Origin of the sequence: Flavihumibacter sp. UBA7668, assembly GCF_002483205.1 — a bacterium.
GTDB lineage: Bacteria > Bacteroidota > Bacteroidia > Chitinophagales > Chitinophagaceae > Flavihumibacter.
On sequence record NZ_DLHM01000006.1, the window covers coordinates 22806 to 39358 of the forward strand.

Annotated in this window: 17 protein-coding genes; 9 read left to right on the forward strand and 8 right to left on the reverse strand. The window is 36.3% G+C overall.

Annotated features, from left to right (window positions below):
* Positions 1-48: 48 nt before the first annotated feature.
* The 8 genes from B2746_RS16770 (at position 49) to B2746_RS16805 (ending at position 4569) form a co-directional block, all read left to right on the forward strand.
* Positions 49-978: a helix-turn-helix transcriptional regulator gene (locus B2746_RS16770; protein WP_290796240.1), complete on the forward strand. Its 930-nt coding sequence runs from the start codon at positions 49-51 to the stop codon at positions 976-978.
* 222 nt (positions 979-1200) lie between these two features.
* Entirely contained in the window at positions 1201-1656 is a 456-nt protein-coding gene (locus B2746_RS16775) for a hypothetical protein (protein WP_290796243.1), read from the forward strand.
* Positions 1657-1709: 53 nt separating this feature from the next.
* A complete protein-coding gene (locus B2746_RS16780; RefSeq protein ID WP_290796245.1) occupies positions 1710-2027 on the forward strand; it encodes a LytR/AlgR family response regulator transcription factor in 318 nt (105 codons plus the stop codon).
* Positions 2028-2220: 193 nt separating this feature from the next.
* Complete coding sequence (locus B2746_RS16785) at positions 2221-2787, forward strand: hypothetical protein (RefSeq protein ID WP_290796247.1); 567 nt, start codon at positions 2221-2223, stop codon at positions 2785-2787.
* 2 nt (positions 2788-2789) lie between these two features.
* Positions 2790-3221, forward strand: coding sequence for a DUF5675 family protein (locus B2746_RS16790; protein WP_290796249.1), 432 nt, complete (start codon positions 2790-2792; stop codon positions 3219-3221).
* Positions 3221-3448 carry a hypothetical protein gene (locus tag B2746_RS16795; protein ID WP_290796251.1) on the forward strand — a complete coding sequence of 76 codons (228 nt, stop codon included), beginning with the start codon at positions 3221-3223 and terminating at the stop codon, positions 3446-3448. The genes B2746_RS16790 and B2746_RS16795 overlap by 1 nt, the downstream gene beginning before the upstream one ends.
* Before the next feature lie 686 nt (positions 3449-4134).
* Positions 4135-4323 (forward strand): hypothetical protein, encoded by a 189-nt coding sequence (locus B2746_RS16800; RefSeq protein WP_290796253.1) that lies wholly within the window; start codon positions 4135-4137, stop codon positions 4321-4323.
* Between the two features lie 18 nt (positions 4324-4341).
* The gene (locus B2746_RS16805) at positions 4342-4569 is read left to right on the forward strand and encodes a hypothetical protein (RefSeq protein WP_290796255.1); all 228 of its coding nucleotides are present in this window, start codon (positions 4342-4344) and stop codon (positions 4567-4569) included.
* Between the two features lie 329 nt (positions 4570-4898).
* Here the strand turns inward: B2746_RS16805 and B2746_RS16810 are convergent, their stop codons facing one another.
* The 6 genes from B2746_RS16810 to B2746_RS16835 all read right to left on the reverse strand — a co-directional run bounded on the left by B2746_RS16810 (position 4899) and on the right by B2746_RS16835 (position 12304).
* Complete coding sequence (locus B2746_RS16810; RefSeq protein ID WP_290796258.1) at positions 4899-5627, reverse strand: hypothetical protein; 729 nt, start codon at positions 5625-5627, stop codon at positions 4899-4901.
* A gap of 27 nt (positions 5628-5654) precedes the next feature.
* Positions 5655-6794 (reverse strand): pYEATS domain-containing protein, encoded by a 1140-nt coding sequence (locus B2746_RS16815; protein ID WP_290796260.1) that lies wholly within the window; start codon positions 6792-6794, stop codon positions 5655-5657.
* Positions 6795-8126: 1332 nt separating this feature from the next.
* Complete coding sequence (locus B2746_RS16820) at positions 8127-9521, reverse strand: hypothetical protein (protein WP_290796261.1); 1395 nt, start codon at positions 9519-9521, stop codon at positions 8127-8129.
* A gap of 499 nt (positions 9522-10020) precedes the next feature.
* Positions 10021-11052 carry an AAA family ATPase gene (locus B2746_RS16825; protein WP_290796262.1) on the reverse strand — a complete coding sequence of 344 codons (1032 nt, stop codon included), beginning with the start codon at positions 11050-11052 and terminating at the stop codon, positions 10021-10023.
* Positions 11053-11102: 50 nt separating this feature from the next.
* Positions 11103-11324 (reverse strand): hypothetical protein, encoded by a 222-nt coding sequence (locus tag B2746_RS16830; RefSeq protein WP_290796264.1) that lies wholly within the window; start codon positions 11322-11324, stop codon positions 11103-11105.
* Between the two features lie 95 nt (positions 11325-11419).
* On the reverse strand, positions 11420-12304 hold the full coding sequence (locus B2746_RS16835; RefSeq protein ID WP_290796265.1) for a HEPN domain-containing protein: 885 nt from the start codon (positions 12302-12304) through the stop codon (positions 11420-11422).
* Between the two features lie 167 nt (positions 12305-12471).
* Here B2746_RS16835 and B2746_RS16840 point away from each other — a divergent pair, with 167 nt between their 5' ends.
* Entirely contained in the window at positions 12472-12687 is a 216-nt protein-coding gene (locus tag B2746_RS16840) for a helix-turn-helix domain-containing protein (RefSeq protein WP_290796267.1), read from the forward strand.
* Positions 12688-12694: 7 nt separating this feature from the next.
* Here B2746_RS16840 and B2746_RS16845 read toward each other — a convergent pair whose 3' ends face one another.
* Together B2746_RS16845 and B2746_RS16850 are read right to left on the reverse strand one after the other, a co-directional pair.
* The gene (locus B2746_RS16845) at positions 12695-16129 is read right to left on the reverse strand and encodes a DUF3427 domain-containing protein (RefSeq protein WP_290796270.1); all 3435 of its coding nucleotides are present in this window, start codon (positions 16127-16129) and stop codon (positions 12695-12697) included.
* Entirely contained in the window at positions 16122-16517 is a 396-nt protein-coding gene (locus tag B2746_RS16850) for a (deoxy)nucleoside triphosphate pyrophosphohydrolase (RefSeq protein ID WP_290796272.1), read from the reverse strand. Before B2746_RS16850 ends, B2746_RS16845 begins: the two co-directional genes overlap by 8 nt.
* Positions 16518-16553 lie beyond the last annotated feature (36 nt).

A 16553-nucleotide genomic window follows, 5' to 3' on the forward strand; every position in this document is an offset into this window, starting at 1 on the left:
TTCATTTATTTGACCATTTTGGTTATTTTTTGGCAACCTTATCTACTTTTGCAGGGCATATTTTCACATAGAGGAATTGGTCAGATTCATTTTTCCAGGAACGAACCTGATTCTTTTACGGGTTTCCGTATTCGTGGTACTACCTTTTATGCAGCGCCTGTATTTTTGGGTGCTATTTTTCTCCAACAGTATGTAAATGATTCATTTACAATTTCCTATATAGAATTTGATTTTAATAAAACAGTTGAATTAAAATTGGAGTTTCCAATATCCAATAGCAATCTGTTTTTTGTTTTGAAAGGCAATGCTGTTTTGGGTGCAGGTACTGGGTATGCTGAGCATTTGCAAGCGGGCCAATACATCTATACTACAGAAACACCTGATGCACTTAAGCTTTTTGAAGGACAAAAGGCAGTGGTATTATTAATCAGCTCCTACGATAACAGGGCTTGGGATGGGTTAAATCATGCGCAGAATTTTAATTGTGTTCAACCCATTCCTCCTTCCATTCAACTGCTGCTCGAAGAGTTTTTCTCTAATGAATATAACGATATTTTAAGGGGTCTATACTACGAAAAAATAATTGCGGACGCATTTTTTTACCATTTTTTGGCAGTGGAGCAGGCTGTTTCAGATGATAAGTACACTGGTATTCCGGAACCAATTAAAGCGGTGCATGATTTGATTTTAGCCGCTGGAATGGACACTAAATTTACTTTGACAGAACTGGCAGAACGCATCGGTTTAAGTGAAAGCAGCCTTAAAAAAGGGTACAAGAAGCATTATGGCATAAGTCCCTTTGATCAGCAAGTGTATATGCGCCTGGAATGGGCCCGGCAGCAATTAGAAACTACAGTTCTTCCGATTAATCAATTATACAGACAGGCAGGTTATGCTCATTTGCCGGGTTTCCTGAAAGCTTTTAAAAAGTGTTACGGCTTATCTCCAAGCCAATGGCGAAAGCAACACAAGCAATAAAAACTATCCAATCAGGTTAAGCTTCTTATCCAAGAGATACTGCTTCCATTCCTGTTAACTGAATGGTAGAGTAGAGGATTTGTGTTTTATTGTTCCTTCAAATTTTCATTCAACTGCTTAATTTATTTGTTCAGGGTAATCTTATTATTACTCGCGGTATTCCGTTTGGAAATTACAGGTGCTTTTATTTATACTTGATACAGTTCCAATAAAACTATTTCTATGAACAGAATTAAAGCACCAAAAAGCAAATTCCATCACCCCCGTTTTGTTGACAGAATGCGTTATGCAAAGTATGCAATGACGGAAGAATATCTGAAAGACTTCTATCGGGCACTGGAAAAACCCGGTCTTACACTCTTTGAATGCGCCTTATTGGATAGTTTATATGAACCTGTTATAGTTAAAGTAGGCTGGAAAAAATACACCGGTCAGCAGTATGATGAGATTCCCATTACTGTTTACGACGATTCCATGGTAATCTTGGTTGAGGTTGCCATCGTGGATAAAAATGGCTTTTTAATTGAAGATAGTTATGCACTTCCTGTATATGACATGGTTAAATGGGTTTATACAGTAGAAATTGAAAACCCGGCAATTGATGGTTGTAGTATAATTGTTAGTGCGGAGGATAACCCTGGCAACAGAGTTACCCAAATATTCAAATTGCCTGGCTAAAAATGGGTGTTTTAACGGTATATAAAATTCTGGAGTCTTTTTTAGTTTTAGATATGCGCAAGGATATTTTCATTAGTTCTCAGAATAGAATCATTCGGATTAAGCCGGAAGATATTGTTCTGGTTGAAGCAACGAGAGAATACCGGCAGATTAAAACAACTTCTAAAAACTACCTGGTTCATACTCCAATTATAAAATTGGAAAGTATTCTTTACCCACATGGGTTTTTGAGAGTGCACCGAAAGTTTATTATTCCCATTAGCCGAATCAGCCATGTCGAACGAAAACATGTGTTTCTCGATGATTTGGAGATCCCGATCGGTTATAGCTTTTATAAAAATTTTTTAAAACAACTGGATATCCTGTTATAAAACCTGGTTCAGGTTCTGATTACAGCTCTGGAGGCAGCTGTTTGGATGTATGGGAGGAACAGCCCTGTACCGCCACTCCGGATTTTATCTGACCTGGAAGAGGTCCTGAGTACACCGTGAGGCCGGCATGAGGCCGCCATGAGGCCACCATGAGGCCACCATCATTTAATTCAACCCTATAAAAAAACACAAAATGGCAAAAAATAAAAACAATATCCTGGTACGAGGCTTTAGCGGTACGCTTGGCAAACAGCTTGTCTTGCGCACAAGCGGCGATCGTACTTATTTGGCTAACCGCCCAAGTCGCAACCCTAACAGGGTGGATACACCTGAACAGGAAGCGGTGAAATTAAGATTTAAGCAGTCGGTTGTTTATGGAAAAGCAGCTATCAAAGATCCCGCACTTAAGCTGGATTATCTGGCGGTTGCTCGTCCTGGACAATCTGCCTTTAACGTGGCATTTTCCGATGCATATATGGCACCGGAATTGTCCAATCTTGATACGGAGTCCTATGCTGGAAATGTCGGGGATACAATTACCGTACGTGCAACAGATGATTTCTTTGTTGCCGCTGTGCAGGTATTCATCCTGGCACCAGATGGTTCAGTATTGGAACAGGGTGCTGCAGTTCCGGATGCCAATGGACTCGATTTCGTATATACAGTTACCCAGCCCAATGAGGCGCTTGCTGGCACCATCATTCGGGTGACAGCAGAAGACCTGCCAAAGAACAGAACCATGTTGGAAAAAACCATCTGATTATGGAACTCCTATTACAACGGCATTACCACCCGCTAGGAACCAACGGTATCCTGTGGCATGAAAACAAGATACTGTGTTATACAATTGAATTACCCTGGTTGCAGAACCAACGAATGGTATCCTGTATTCCGGAAGGTCGTTATCAGTTGTTGGAACGATACAGCGAAAAACACCAGTCTCACCTGATGGTGAAAGGTGTTCCCGACAGAACGCTGATTTTGATTCACCGGGCCAACAATGCAGCTAAAGAGCTCAAAGGCTGCATTGCGCCTGTATCTGACTTAACGGCTCCTGGAATGGGAAAAGGTTCAGTCCGGGCATTCAGTATATTGATGCGCCTCGTTTTTAAATCCGTTACCCATGAACAACCGGTATGGCTGGAGATTGGCAAACTGCCAGCCGATTTTTCACACGTAAAATTCAATTATTAATGAAACAACAGGAAATCGACAGGCTCTCCATCATAGGCCGCGCCAATGCCGAAACACCCAGCTTCTTTTTGAAGTTGCGGAATATCGGACTAGCGTTGGCCGCCGTCAGTGCCGCTTTATTGGCCACACCCGTTGCGCTACCTGCAATCGTCACCACCATCGCCGGATATCTCGGCGTAGCTGGTGCCGTTGCCAGCGCAGTAAGCCAGGTTACCGTCAAAGGTTAACCTAAAAGCCAACTGTCCAATGCCCGACCATCTGGTCGGGCATTTTTTTGTCCCCTACCAGACACAGGATAAATTGGCAATATCAATAGGGGGGGTATTTTTCCCGTATTTCCATTAAAATACGGTTTCCCTTACTCAAAAGTTTTCAGGAATAATTAAATTGATAATACTAAATCGTTGAGTCCTGGTTGCTGTGACTCATGTGGCGAAGCATTTCTTATAAAAATTTTGGTTAGAGGCGATATTTAATTGGTCATTTAATTAATTAAATAATAAACAAAGTCTGCTGGTATGTCAAATTGTTGGAAATGCAATGGCAGCGGTACAATTTATACACAAGTTGAAGACAGATGTCCAACCTGTTGGGGCCAAACGCCGAATTGCGTTTTTTGCCACGGCACAGGTAGGACATTAGTCTGGAAGAATATTACATGTCCCGAATGTCATGGTGTTCAAACAACGGGCTCAACCGGCAATTCTGAAACGCGAGGTAATGTTGGATGTTTTCTGTTCTTTATTGCCTTTTTAATCGTAACAATTATGATAACATCCAATTAATTAGAATTACCACTATTAGCGTCGTTAAGTTTAAGCACAACAAGGTTGTTTAAATTCAGTCCCCTCGGTTAATAGAAAGGATTCTTTATAAATATTAAAATAGGGTAAATTTGAATCAAATTATCAGTATGGCAATTTCACCAAATGATAAGATATCACAGAGCTATTCGCATAATTTTTCGAAAAACAGGATGGATGATTTTATGCGGGTAAGTAAAGAGCAATATAATAAGGAACTCGAGGAAGAAGTGGGAGAAATTCAAAGAGGAGAAGTCTTAAGCCATGAGGAAGTAGTTGAAATGGCAAAAACCTTTTAATGTCTATCAGATTACTGTATGAAACTAATTAAACCGGAAGGGCAAGTAAAATTGCAAAAGCAGCTACGCGTTTTTTATTACCGGCAGGAACCATTTCAGATTGTTTATCATACCTGGGTAGATAATGAAAACGGCGATGAATTTACTACGCTGCAACTGGATGCGATAAATCTGGAACAGGTTTATTATCAGTATCGAATAAAATACGGAATTTCATTTGCGGACTGGATCAAAATGATGAGCTAAATGTACAACCAATTATTTGCTATTAATCAGAGATTGCTCGAATCGTCTTATTAGGTCAAGTTTTTCAGCTATCAATAATGCATTGGCTCTGTTTTAATTGAAACCGTAGTCTTTAATGATATAATATTTATTGCTAGCTAAAAAGCCTATAAACAAATTAAAGTGGATTCGTTATATATCGAAAAATTTAAAGTACTAAATGGTGTCAAAATTATTTATGAAGAATGAGATATTTTTAATTAAAAAGATGTGTCATAGTATTTATTATCAATCTATGACACATCTAATTTTGGCTAATCAGCGCAGCATGATGTGAGTAACTAATAACTTTATAGTGAAACTCTTAAAAGTGAACAAAACACATAATTCCTTGTATTCCTTTCTTCATTCCGATCTCCAGAATAATATTCTCCATTTAAAGAAACTAGTGCAGCTGGAACGGGAATGTTTTTAATTTTGATATTCCTACTTTTTGTACGTAACATCATAATTGAACAGGTTTGAACTGCAGCGGAGTTTAAATAATAATATTCGCATGTTGTTTGACCTTGGCATTTTGCATATTCCGGTATTTTATTTTTATCTATTTGTTTATCAAGGATCCGCCCAATAACTGCAGTAGTAGATTTGTATTCATATAAATCTTTGTTTTCAAGGCCTCCTGTAATACCCCAAAAACTCAATTCACCTATACGTTCTTTTGAAATATGTTTAAAATCGGTTGTTGGTCTTGATGGAGTAATCAAAGTAACAGTATCAATGTCATAAATAATTTTCATTAAGAAATCAATAGATTCATTGCCTTGGCTATCTTTTGAAATACGTATCAATCTTCCAACATAATTTTCAAGATCATTGGCAACATTTACATCATCTATAACTATAGTTTTAATTGGAGAAAATGGAGCTCCAGATGCATTTGCCATTTCAATTCGAGCTTCATAAGAATAATATTCAATTTGTGATTCTTTGAATTTAATAGTTTGGCTCTGTGAAACTGCTATGAAAAAAAGATTAATTATTAATACTAATTTTAATCTTATTGATAATTTGTACATATTATTAGTTTTGGTTTTTTAAGGTGATTATTGAAAGCCTCCTTTTACTGAAGGGTCTGGAAAAAAAATTAAATTCAGCCGTTTTCTTTTATATACACCAGGAACAACAGCTACATAAGTTGAAATCATATCGGGATCTTTATTTTTAAAATATATTTTTGCTTCGCAAGTAAAGTTTCCCCAAACTTTGTTAAGTCGAATCTTAAAATTATTTGTTTTGTCTGATTCAATAGTAATAGGAGAGAAAGTGTTTCGATGAAAAAAATATTCTACTTTTTCGATTTCGTTTAATAATTTATTATCACCTGTTAACGATATGTTTATACTTCGTTTTTTATTTATTATTTTATAATCTCCAGTTCTTTGAGATTGTTGTTGATTTATATTTTTATTTAACTTAAATAATTTAATATGATTAACATGAATTTTTATAGGCGGAATATTTTTTGTTTTATCTGCGATTCCATAATATTGTTGTAATAGTTTTATGTCCATAAAACTTAAATATCCTTCATTTAGATATACGTCATTGCAATAATTCATTACGGATCTTTCGTTGCATGTTGCAGATATTATTGTTTTAGTATCTGGAATTTTCTCTGGGTATTTACAGTCTGTACCGTAATTGCATTTGTTTTGTTCATGTGAAAATCCCAAAGCATGTCCAAACTCATGAACTGCAGTAGCTTCAATAAATAATCTTCTATTTGTTTCGTCAGGATAAATTCTTTTGGTGCTTTTTATATTTTGTTTTTCATAGTCTACAACTCTTTGATATCTGCTAGTTATTATCGGCAAATAAACGCCATCGGAAAATTTGAAGTTTAGGATCATGCCAATTGAATCATATGATAAATCTTTACCAATTTTACTAACTTCTGGATTCCTATCAGCAATAAGAATCCTTATTCCGTTTTCTTTTGTTGAATCAAAGGTTTTGCATTCTGACCATCCTGTAAATTCCAGCAATGATGCTGCTTGCCATGTTTTTGATATTGCTCTTTGAACCCAATTTCGTTCATTGACATCATTTACTGTTGGGTTAATCCAGCAAACACATATTTTTTTATCATCCCAGATTACAGTATTACTAAGAGATTGGCTTTGGCATATTTTTGATAATAAAAAAAATAATAGAATTCCAAATATACTTTTAAGTATTCTCATTTGTTTAATTTTAAACATGGTTTTCTTGAAAAAAAATATGAGTTATATTAATGAATTCAGAATTTTATGATTAGTCTATTATGAGAAATTTGAAATAGGTTATTCGTTTATTTTCAATAAAATTGGTTTATCTATTTACTAATGATGTATTGTGGAAAATTATAAATACCTACAAATTGATTATTTGGAATCTTTTGTTTACAATGAATAATAGAGATGATTTGTTATTATACAAACGACTTAAAAAATGTTATAAGAAATTGAAAATTACATTTACTCTAACATCAAGCGTTAAAGAATAAATATAGCTTGTAAGTTTAGTTATTATTTTTAGTTGGTCTAAGCACAATTATATATATACCAAACCAAAGAAAACCGTAAATTTTCTCTATCTAATGTTTTAATAAGGAGACGGAATAATGTTTCCGGTTGTTCTATTTTGATACAATGAAATTAATAAATTGCTGTTATTGTTTATCGTGAAAAATACCCTTTTTTATTTGATGGAATATTCGTATATATAGCATAAGGATATTTATTTCAGCTTTGTATTTAATGTAATTATAGAAAAAGTTGAATTAAGACCACAAATCAATCATTAAAATGCTGCTAATATAATTCTCATATTTTGGGGTGGATTGATTTATGGAGTCTCCATTGCAATGGTACATTTGGTGGACCCCGGCCCATATTAAAATCTTATTCTTGTAATTTCCTTTTATAGTTGTGATTCAAAAATTTGGAGGTGTAGGGGAGGGATAAGCACATTTTAAATATTAGTAACTTTACATTAAATGGATAAGGATGATACCAGAGTTATTTTGGAGGGGCAACAGATACTTGCGCAACAGCCGGAAATATCTTATACGCAGGCTTTAGCACAAGTACGACGGTTAGGAGAGACTTTCAAAGTGAAGCAATCACAGAAAAGATCAGTCCGAATTACTTGTAAATTGTGTTTCTCTTCTTAGCAAATAGCGGAAATGATTTTATAAATTTTTGAGTAGTACAATATGAATTCAAAAGACAATCAAATATTTCTGAAGGAACTTCGCAAGCAAAACCGTGAAGTAACAAATTCTACGAATGCTGCGAGGGCATTATTAACCGAGTTAGGTTTGTTGACGAAATCTGGTAAGTTAAAAAAAATTGTTACTCCCGGCGCAATTTCTGGTGGATCCAGGTAAAGCCGGATTGGATTATTGTATCCTCAAATCCCGTATGGCTGAATCAACTTCAACAATAGTAATGAGTGGTTTTTTTATTGTGGCTATAGAATGCCGCACTTTTTTTTATAATATTATCAGGATTGAAAAATGCCCCTATTAGTTTTCAGTTCAACAACCATTCAACTATTTTTTCCAGCGAAAGCAGTGATTGTTTGTATTCAACAGCTTTTTCCGGCTCAGACCAATAGGTTGAATCTGCTATGAATTTTTCTGGCGTACTGCCATAGAGCCAGTTGTTCATCCGGTTTTTTTCATAAGCCTCCTGCACTATTGGGGTGAATAGGGTTGAATCTATTGCTATTCCAAATTGGAGCAGGGTGGCCAGCAGATCTTGTTTCCACTCATCAGGTTTTGACTGGATAATATAATGGCAGGTGCGTTCCATGATGGCTTGAATTTCTTGCTTTTTATCTTCTTCATGAAAATAGGTGATGATGAGGCCGGTTGCCAGCGTAACGGCAGACCAGTTATTCTCATAGGTATCGCGTAAGGCTGCTTCTATCTCGGATAATGAATGGCGGCCCAGTTTCCAACTTATCCAATGACCAAGTTCAAGCAGTAAATCCTCCATCCAGAATTCAATAAATGCTTTTGGTTGATGAAGAAAATAAAGCCAGTCTTTTAATGCATCAGGTTCCTCCAGCTCAGCCAGTAACAGAAAACACGCAATTGGAAGATCCGGTTGAATTTCTTGCGGAGAGAACTGCCGGTAATATAAATCATTCTGATACATATCCTGTAATGCCAGCCGAAGATCTGCCAGTAGACTAACCCGCGGCAGTTTCAATAGATTCATTACCGCAGGAATATCTGTAGGAAATAAGGCTCTTTGCAGAAGAGATAGTTCCGGGTGAATAAATGCATAGTCGGAATAGGATGGTTCACCCAGTGATTTTCGATACAGGAATTGAAGTAACTCATGGGTGGAAGGATCGTATTCATCCGGATCAATATATTCTTCTATCAGTTCGATCAGCACCGTATAATCCTGCCATTTCCCAGGCATCAGTTGCAGTGTTTCAGCAATCTTTTTTACGCGATCAATGCCCTGCATTATTTCATCGTTCAGGATCAGCCATTCTGCACTAACCAGCTCATAGGGCAGCCATTCTTCGATGGCTACCAATTCCCTATCTGGAAATTGTTGTTCAAATGAAAGCGCAAAATCAGCCAGTTGCTCCATTTCATCATAGTCTTCACTGGCAATAAGGTATTCGCCCAGTGTGGTTAGTACTGCAGGCGTATTTTTAAATGTTTGGTTCAGGTAATGGAGCAGCTCGAGCGACTGTTTTTTCTTTCCCTGAAGGTCATAGATCGCAACCAGCAGGCAGCCCGGTTCTGGAAATTCCGGGTGCGCCTCCATCATTGATTTAAGCTGATGTACAACCGGCTGGTTGTATTCAAAAGCCTGCGTTTCAAGTTCTTCCAGTTCCAGCTTCAGGCTGGGCGGAAGTTTAGGAGAATAATCGGAGGAATAAAAATCTTCAACAATTTTCATGGGGGTAAAGATAAGATGCGGGGAGAACTGTAAAAACCGGTAAATTTAATGCAAATGAATTGTATGGACTGGAGATATGTATAGCCATTTTCCAGTTTCGTGCTGCAGCTAATAAAGTAACTATTTCCTTATAAGCTGGGATAAATACAGAATTCCTGGCTCTTTTGATGCGAGCATGGCTTTCAGGAGTTCTGAAAATTGGGATAGTCTGTTGTTGATGACTTTATGCAACTCACTGCGGTGGAAGGAAGACTATATTGTTCTGGTCGAATGTGCGCATTACGGCATCGTTCTACTATCCACCCCTCCAGCATGGGGCAGATGACTAACACTGTTTGGTGTGAATTTGGGTGTTTGAGTACCCGAATTCCATACTGCTCTTCAGCAATATAAAAGTTTGATAGGTATTTTGGTTGAATCTCCTTCCTTGTTATACCTAATGTTCGCATCAGGGTTTCATCAGCATTGCATTCCAAAACAATTCTCTTAGCCATAGTCTTTAATCCATAATGTTATTAAGACTGAAAAATGCCCCGCCTTCTGATGAAATCAATTCTTGAATCTGTTCCTCATTACATGGTTTTGCAGTGGTTTTAAAATCGTTCATTTTAGTTACAAATACGGCAATATCTTCCTTTTTAGTTTTTTCAAGTAATGAACCCAGTAGATAAGGATTGTGGGTTGAAATGAAATACTGATTGGATTGGTTCAATTCTATTCGTTCGGCAAATTCTTTAACGAAAAAAGGAAACATATTTGCTTCAGGTTCATCCAGCACCATTATTGAGTTTTCGTTTGTTTCCACAGCAAGTAATAAAAATATATATCGTTGCATGGTTTCTGAAATCGTCTGGTAAGGAAAACTATACAACTCCTCATTTACATCCTTTGCTATCTCTATTTCATTTTCAGTTGGTTTGATTACCAGGCGGAATCCTTTACTTCTTATAAACTCCGAAACCATTTGTTTCCAAATCGAATTCGATTGTAATAAAATTGGGATGTTTTCTCCAAAGGGAGGGCTCAGAAAGGGGAGGTATCCATTTTCAAACCGTTCCAATCTTTTGAACTGGTAGGTACGAAAATTGGTTGGTGGTGTCATTTTCACATTTTCAATCGTATTCTCTTTAAATGATAACTGAAAGGTGCAGACTTCCTGGTTATTTCGTGAATGAAAGAGTTCATCAACATTATTATTGAATAGCCCAGTAGGATATATAACTCCTTCAAAAAAGTTTAGTAAGGCTCCATTATTGTTTCGTGCATATCGAATACGGCAGCTTATTTCATCAGTATTAATTTCGATTGAATTATTGCCATTTGAATCAAAGAAAAAGTTACTTACATTTTTGAAACGAAACAGTTCATGAAAAGTTGTTTGCTGCAATGCATTAGCAGAAAACCAGGTTAACGCTTCCAGAATATTGCTTTTACCAGTATTGTGCTCACCAATAAATATATTCACACGTTTCGGAGTTATTGTAAGCTCCTTTACGGATTTGTAATTTGATATGGCTAATTTATGAATCATGTTACGCCAAAATTTAAAGTAGAGGAGTAAAATTAGGCAAAATTAGAGCCTTACCCATACCTTGATTTATACCGGTTCCGGTTCCATTCCTGCCAGTCCTCTGATTTCGTACTGATCATCACACAATTGAACCGGGTATGGTCCGGATCGGCCAGCTTCGCCTTGTCTTTGAAAAAGGAAAATGCATCATCCACATTCCGGATATGGAACTCTTTAAAGCCTTTGATCTTTTTGCCGGCTCCGGATGTGTAGGAAATAAAATACCAGGGCATAGGGGTCAAAAATACTAAATATATTAGCATTTTGCTTATCCTTGCTTTATCCATGTCTAATCCATGTGTTATCCATGTACCAACTATGTACTAACCTATTGAAAATCAGTAGCACGGCACAAGGATAACACATGGTTGGCACAAGGTTTATTCCTGGATTGCAGGATTTCCAGTAATTCTTCCACTCTTTCTGTCAGTAGCAGCAGGTCATGCTGGCTGATTTTGTAGTCGGCTTTATAGCGGGGTTCGATATAGGCTCTTTGCAGGAGCTGGAAGAGCCGCTTTTCCTGATCGGTATCTTGAGGGAAGAGATCGGGCAGGCGGTGGCTGGTGAGACTGGCATAGCGGAGTAATCGTTCCAGGTTATGGGTATTGGCAGTAAAACCTGTACCTGTTTCCAGCAGGGTAGAGAGGGCCTGTTCGGCAGCCTGGTGCAGCATGAAGGCGGCCATGGAATGCTGTTTCCGGATCCGGTAAAGTTCAGAGCCGGCCAGAAACTCGTTCGCCCTTGCCAATCCGTCTGCAAGGAGGCGATCCTGCTGCATTGCCGTGCTTGCGGGGGTACCGGGCTCCGGAACAGGGAGTGGACTGGTTCCAGAATCATAGAGGAGCTCGGCCGATTCAACCACCCTGCAGGCAAAGCGATGGCCGGCTTTCCACCATTCTTCAAATTTGCCGGATGTCAGCACGATGGACGTAACCGGCAGGATGGCCCTGGCATTGGCTTCAATTTTATCCTGCCATTCATAGAGTTCTTTATTGGCGGGATGGCGAACTAAAACAAGCAGGATACAAGCTGCAATGCGATTGGCAGTGGGAGCGGAGGGGATAAATATGCTTTCTGATTTCCGCTGGTGATTGGTAACACCCAGCAGGAAGATTTTATCGGGATTGGCAGATTTTATGATGCAATCCACCAGCACTTGCTGTATAGAGATAAAGTTATCGCGGTTGGGGTGATATAGGGAAAAGGGTTTCATGGTTGGGGGGATTTAAAAGGGTAAACGATTTGTAGAAATTATATTGAATTGTATAGAATAACCTACACAATTTATTTAAATACCAACATAATTCCAAATCGCGCGAAGGAATTTCTACAATAATTTATATTTATTCTATTAACTATTATAGAATAACCGAAATAGGTATGACGAAATTGGGAGAATATCTAGCTCAGAAATCTGTTAATAAATCGGAGGTAGCCAGGAAAACTGGTTTATCCCGAGCCAGGATGAACGAGCTCACATTGCATGAGCGTAGTCACTTAAGAGCGGAAGAATTATACCTGATAGCAAACGCCATTTATGTGAAGCCATGTGATTTGTTGGAGGCGTTGTTTGGGAAAACGGAAGAAAAAAAATAAAATCATCTTAACTAATTATAGATATAAATTCACCAATAATTTTCATGTTTTTTGCATTTTCCTCAGTGATAATTATTTCTTTATAGGAGTTGTCATAAGAATTAGGTCTTAAGCTGATTTTTTTGTGCTGCCATCCTTCGCTAGTAACAATTTTCTCGCTGGAGTATGTTTTAATTGTAAATGCGGAATTGAAATCTTCATCCTGGAAATCATGGTTTTCTATCAGTAAAATTTTCCCTTCTCTACTTCCTCCGGAATACAATTTAAATAAACAGATCGATCCATTTGGAATAACTCGATTCATTGATTCTCCAACTATTTTACAAGCAAAATAATTCTTGGTTTCAATATTTTTATTTGGTGCCTCAATTTCAGTGTATTGAATGTCAGACTGTATTTCACTAAATGTTCCGGCAGCAGCATAGAAATTATAAAGACGAATGGTTTTGGGAGTTTCTATACGTTTTGATTCAAGTGGCATTTCATTCTTGTTTGTATGCTTTGTGATGTCGCGATGAAGAACGCCTGTATCATTCAGGTAGTTGTAAATTGAATCAGAAACAAGAGGAGAAATGTTGAATCGAATTTTCACCACTGGAACTTGCCCTCCACTGTTATTGTTCATTGTTGTTTCCTCAACATACGCATGATTAGGTGTTAGTTCTCCCATATAATAAAATTCAGTTCCTTCATCATTATTTTTTTTAATAAACAGTGGCAAACGAACTGGTCCTTTCTTTCCTAATATTGATTGTACGTCACTACTCGAAATTCTGCGATTTGACTTTGACATCCATACAAATTCTTTAGTATTTAAGAATTCGTCTTCATATTTGGTGGATTCAGAAATATGCTCTTCTTTATGATAATTGACAAAAATTGGACAATGACTATTATCCGGACTAACTAAGTATCCACCAACATTTTGTGCTACAGGATTTTCGTTTACATTCAGAATCCTAAATACATCCTTCCTTGAATACTTTTTATAAAGAATAAAACCATTGCTCCAGTTTTCTGGTATAAAATGATCCTTAAATTGGTAAATAGAGTAATTAACTGAGTCTAGTAAATATTTTTTGAAATCAGAGTGGTCTAATAAGGACTTAAATGTTTCAGAAAACTCAAAATTATTACCATTTATAGCTATTATATCATGACCTATTATCTCTTTGACTGGAACCAATTTATTGTTTTTATTTTCCCGGATGAATTCAAAATTTAAATTGCGAATACAGGATTGAATTGTTTGATTTGAAACAATGTAGTTGAATTCAGAATTTATTTGTTCTTTGATAGTATTAATAGATAGTTGACCTTGGTCTATCAATTCTTTAAGAATAATGCTTTCTTCTACTCTTTTAGAATTGTTTATTTCTTTGGAAAACAGTTCAAGTAATTTTATCTCTTTATTGGATAAGGATATTGTTTTATAATTTTCGACTCTATTAACAAAGTTAAAATAGGATTTTGAGTGTTCAACGTACAAAAAAGGATCTCTGGAGCCATGTTCTATGAAATCCATCATCATTGGTATTTTTCCTGTTTTAAATTTGAGAAGGTTATAATCATTTTTAAGGTCTGCAAATAATTGCATATTAGCTACATCGATGGACTGAAAAATTCTCTCTTTTGTGATTTCGTCAAAATTAATAGTTGATGAACCTGGAAGCATTCTGCTTCCATCTGTTAGTAGTTTCCGAAGAGAATCTTTATTGTAAGAAGTATCACCATATAATGCAATGGGTATTAAATAGTTTTTATCATAATTACCGATAAAGTCAATTAAAGTCAAATAGTGCTTACCGTCCGCTTTTCTAAGGCCCCTGCCTAGTTGCTGAATGAAAATTATAGCAGATTCGGTGGGACGAAGCATAATAATTTGGTTGATCCTTGGAATGTCAATTCCTTCATTGAATATATCAACTGTAAGTATGTAATCTATTTTTTTTGATAAATCGTCTGTTTCTAATAATTCTATTGCGTTTGATCTTTCCTGCTCGGAACTAGCTCCATTAAGAGCAACTGTTTTATATCCTTTTAAGTTTAGCAGTCTGGATAGTTCCAAGGCTTCATCGTTTCTTGAGCAAAATATTAGCCCTCTAATTATTCCATTATCGCTTCCATAGAACTTTGATTGTTCAATAATCCTCTCAGCACGTTCAGAAGAAACTAGATGATTAAAGTCTGTTTTGTTGTCAACAACTTTATTATTTACTATTAAATCTGTTACCCCATAATAATGGAAAGGGCTTAACATATCCTCTTCCATCGCTTTATTTAAACGAATTTCATAAGCAATGTTATAATCAAAAATTTCGAAGATGTTTTCTCCGTCAGCTCTTTCAGGTGTAGCTGTCATTCCCAATAAAAATTTGGGTTTGAAGTATTCGATTAATCTTGAATATGAATTTGCTGCTGATCTATGTGTTTCATCAATTATTATATAATCAAAATGCTCTTTTTCAAATTGCTGTAGATGCTCTGGTTTTGAGATCGTTTGAATCGTTGAAAAAAGAAAGTCACAATCAGACTCAAGTTGGTTTCCTGAATATAGACCCATTGATTTTCCATTTCCGAATACTTTTTTGAATGTTTTCAGCGCACTTTTGGCAATGGTTAGTCTATGCACAACAAACAACAACTTGGAAGGATTGAATGCTTTGGCATCAAATGCAGATAGATAGGTTTTTCCTGTTCCTGTCGCCGAAATAATTAAGGATTTATTTTTATTACCAGCGCGAAGGTTTTGCAAATTCTGTAATGCTTCAGATTGCATTCTGTTGGGTACTGCTAATCCTGAAATTAATTGTTGGTCATTTTCCTGATTATTTGCACTTAATAAAAATTGTTGTTGATATAATTTTTCATAAGAATTTATGTATTCTTTCGATACAATAGTTGCATTTTCGAAATCAGCATTAAATTCATTCAACACTTTTTCGACCAGACCACTATGACTTAGTGCAGATACTTTTATGTTCCATTCCTTATTTGTGGTGATAGCATTGGCTGTCAGATTACTACTGCCAACAATTAGGTTATAATGATTTTTATGCTTGAAAATATACCCTTTAGAATGCGCATTTCCAGTGGTGGCAATTCTCAAGTCAATATTTTTGAATTGAAGTAGTCTTTTAAGAGCTTCTGGTTCTGTGAAATTCAGATATTGCGAAACAAGTATTTTACCGTTTATTCCTCTATTTTCTAGCTCCTTAATTTTATTAATAATTGTGGCAACACCGCTTGTTGTAACAAATGCAACTGTAATATAAAACTCACTGCATTTTTCGAATTCTTGAAGTAGGATTGAGAGGATTTTTTTGGGAGGTTGAATTTGATTGACTAAAAGTTCCGGTTGATATACTGCGTCTGAAATTATCGATTTATTTACAAATCCAGTTTGTAGACTTTGATTAAAAACATCATTTAAATTATCCATTGGAAATTAGTTTATTTACAATGGGTATATCAGCTGCTGCCCAATCCAAACTTTCAATGTTTTCCAATGTCATCCATTTTGAATCGATATGTTCAGTTAGGGTGATGTTTTTGGAATCTACTTCACAGATAAAACTGTGCATAGTAATTTCAAAATCTGGGTATTCATGAACTACTGTTATGAAAGGGGAATTGATGACTGTCGTTAGATTTAGCTCCTCGGAAAGCTCTCGAATTAATGCTTCTTCTTTTGTTTCACCAGCTTCAATCTTACCGCCTGGGAATTCGAATTTTTTAGATATATACTGCAATTTGTTTTCGGGCCTTTGAGTACATAGTATTTCATTGCCATGTTTAATTATTGCTGCAACAACTTCAATTTTTTTCACTACCAATTTTTTTATTCAAATTTTACTGTGTCGAAT

Bases quoted from the DNA above. Each gene is read 5' to 3' on its own strand.
- B2746_RS16775 (WP_290796243.1), top strand. From the start codon at position 1,201: ATGAACAGAATTAAAGCACCAAAAAGCAAATTCCATCACCCCCGTTTT.
- B2746_RS16780 (WP_290796245.1), top strand. From the start codon at position 1,710: ATGCGCAAGGATATTTTCATTAGTTCTCAGAATAGAATCATTCGGATT.
- B2746_RS16785 (WP_290796247.1), top strand. From the start codon at position 2,221: ATGGCAAAAAATAAAAACAATATCCTGGTACGAGGCTTTAGCGGTACG.
- B2746_RS16790 (WP_290796249.1), top strand. From the start codon at position 2,790: ATGGAACTCCTATTACAACGGCATTACCACCCGCTAGGAACCAACGGT.
- B2746_RS16795 (WP_290796251.1), top strand. From the start codon at position 3,221: ATGAAACAACAGGAAATCGACAGGCTCTCCATCATAGGCCGCGCCAAT.
- B2746_RS16800 (WP_290796253.1), top strand. From the start codon at position 4,135: ATGGCAATTTCACCAAATGATAAGATATCACAGAGCTATTCGCATAAT.
- B2746_RS16805 (WP_290796255.1), top strand. From the start codon at position 4,342: ATGAAACTAATTAAACCGGAAGGGCAAGTAAAATTGCAAAAGCAGCTA.
- B2746_RS16810 (WP_290796258.1), bottom strand. From the start codon at position 5,627: ATGTACAAATTATCAATAAGATTAAAATTAGTATTAATAATTAATCTT.
- B2746_RS16815 (WP_290796260.1), bottom strand. From the start codon at position 6,794: ATGAGAATACTTAAAAGTATATTTGGAATTCTATTATTTTTTTTATTA.
- B2746_RS16820 (WP_290796261.1), bottom strand. From the start codon at position 9,521: ATGAAAATTGTTGAAGATTTTTATTCCTCCGATTATTCTCCTAAACTT.
- B2746_RS16825 (WP_290796262.1), bottom strand. From the start codon at position 11,052: ATGATTCATAAATTAGCCATATCAAATTACAAATCCGTAAAGGAGCTT.
- B2746_RS16830 (WP_290796264.1), bottom strand. From the start codon at position 11,324: ATGCCCTGGTATTTTATTTCCTACACATCCGGAGCCGGCAAAAAGATC.
- B2746_RS16835 (WP_290796265.1), bottom strand. From the start codon at position 12,304: ATGAAACCCTTTTCCCTATATCACCCCAACCGCGATAACTTTATCTCT.
- B2746_RS16840 (WP_290796267.1), top strand. From the start codon at position 12,472: ATGACGAAATTGGGAGAATATCTAGCTCAGAAATCTGTTAATAAATCG.
- B2746_RS16845 (WP_290796270.1), bottom strand. From the start codon at position 16,129: ATGGATAATTTAAATGATGTTTTTAATCAAAGTCTACAAACTGGATTT.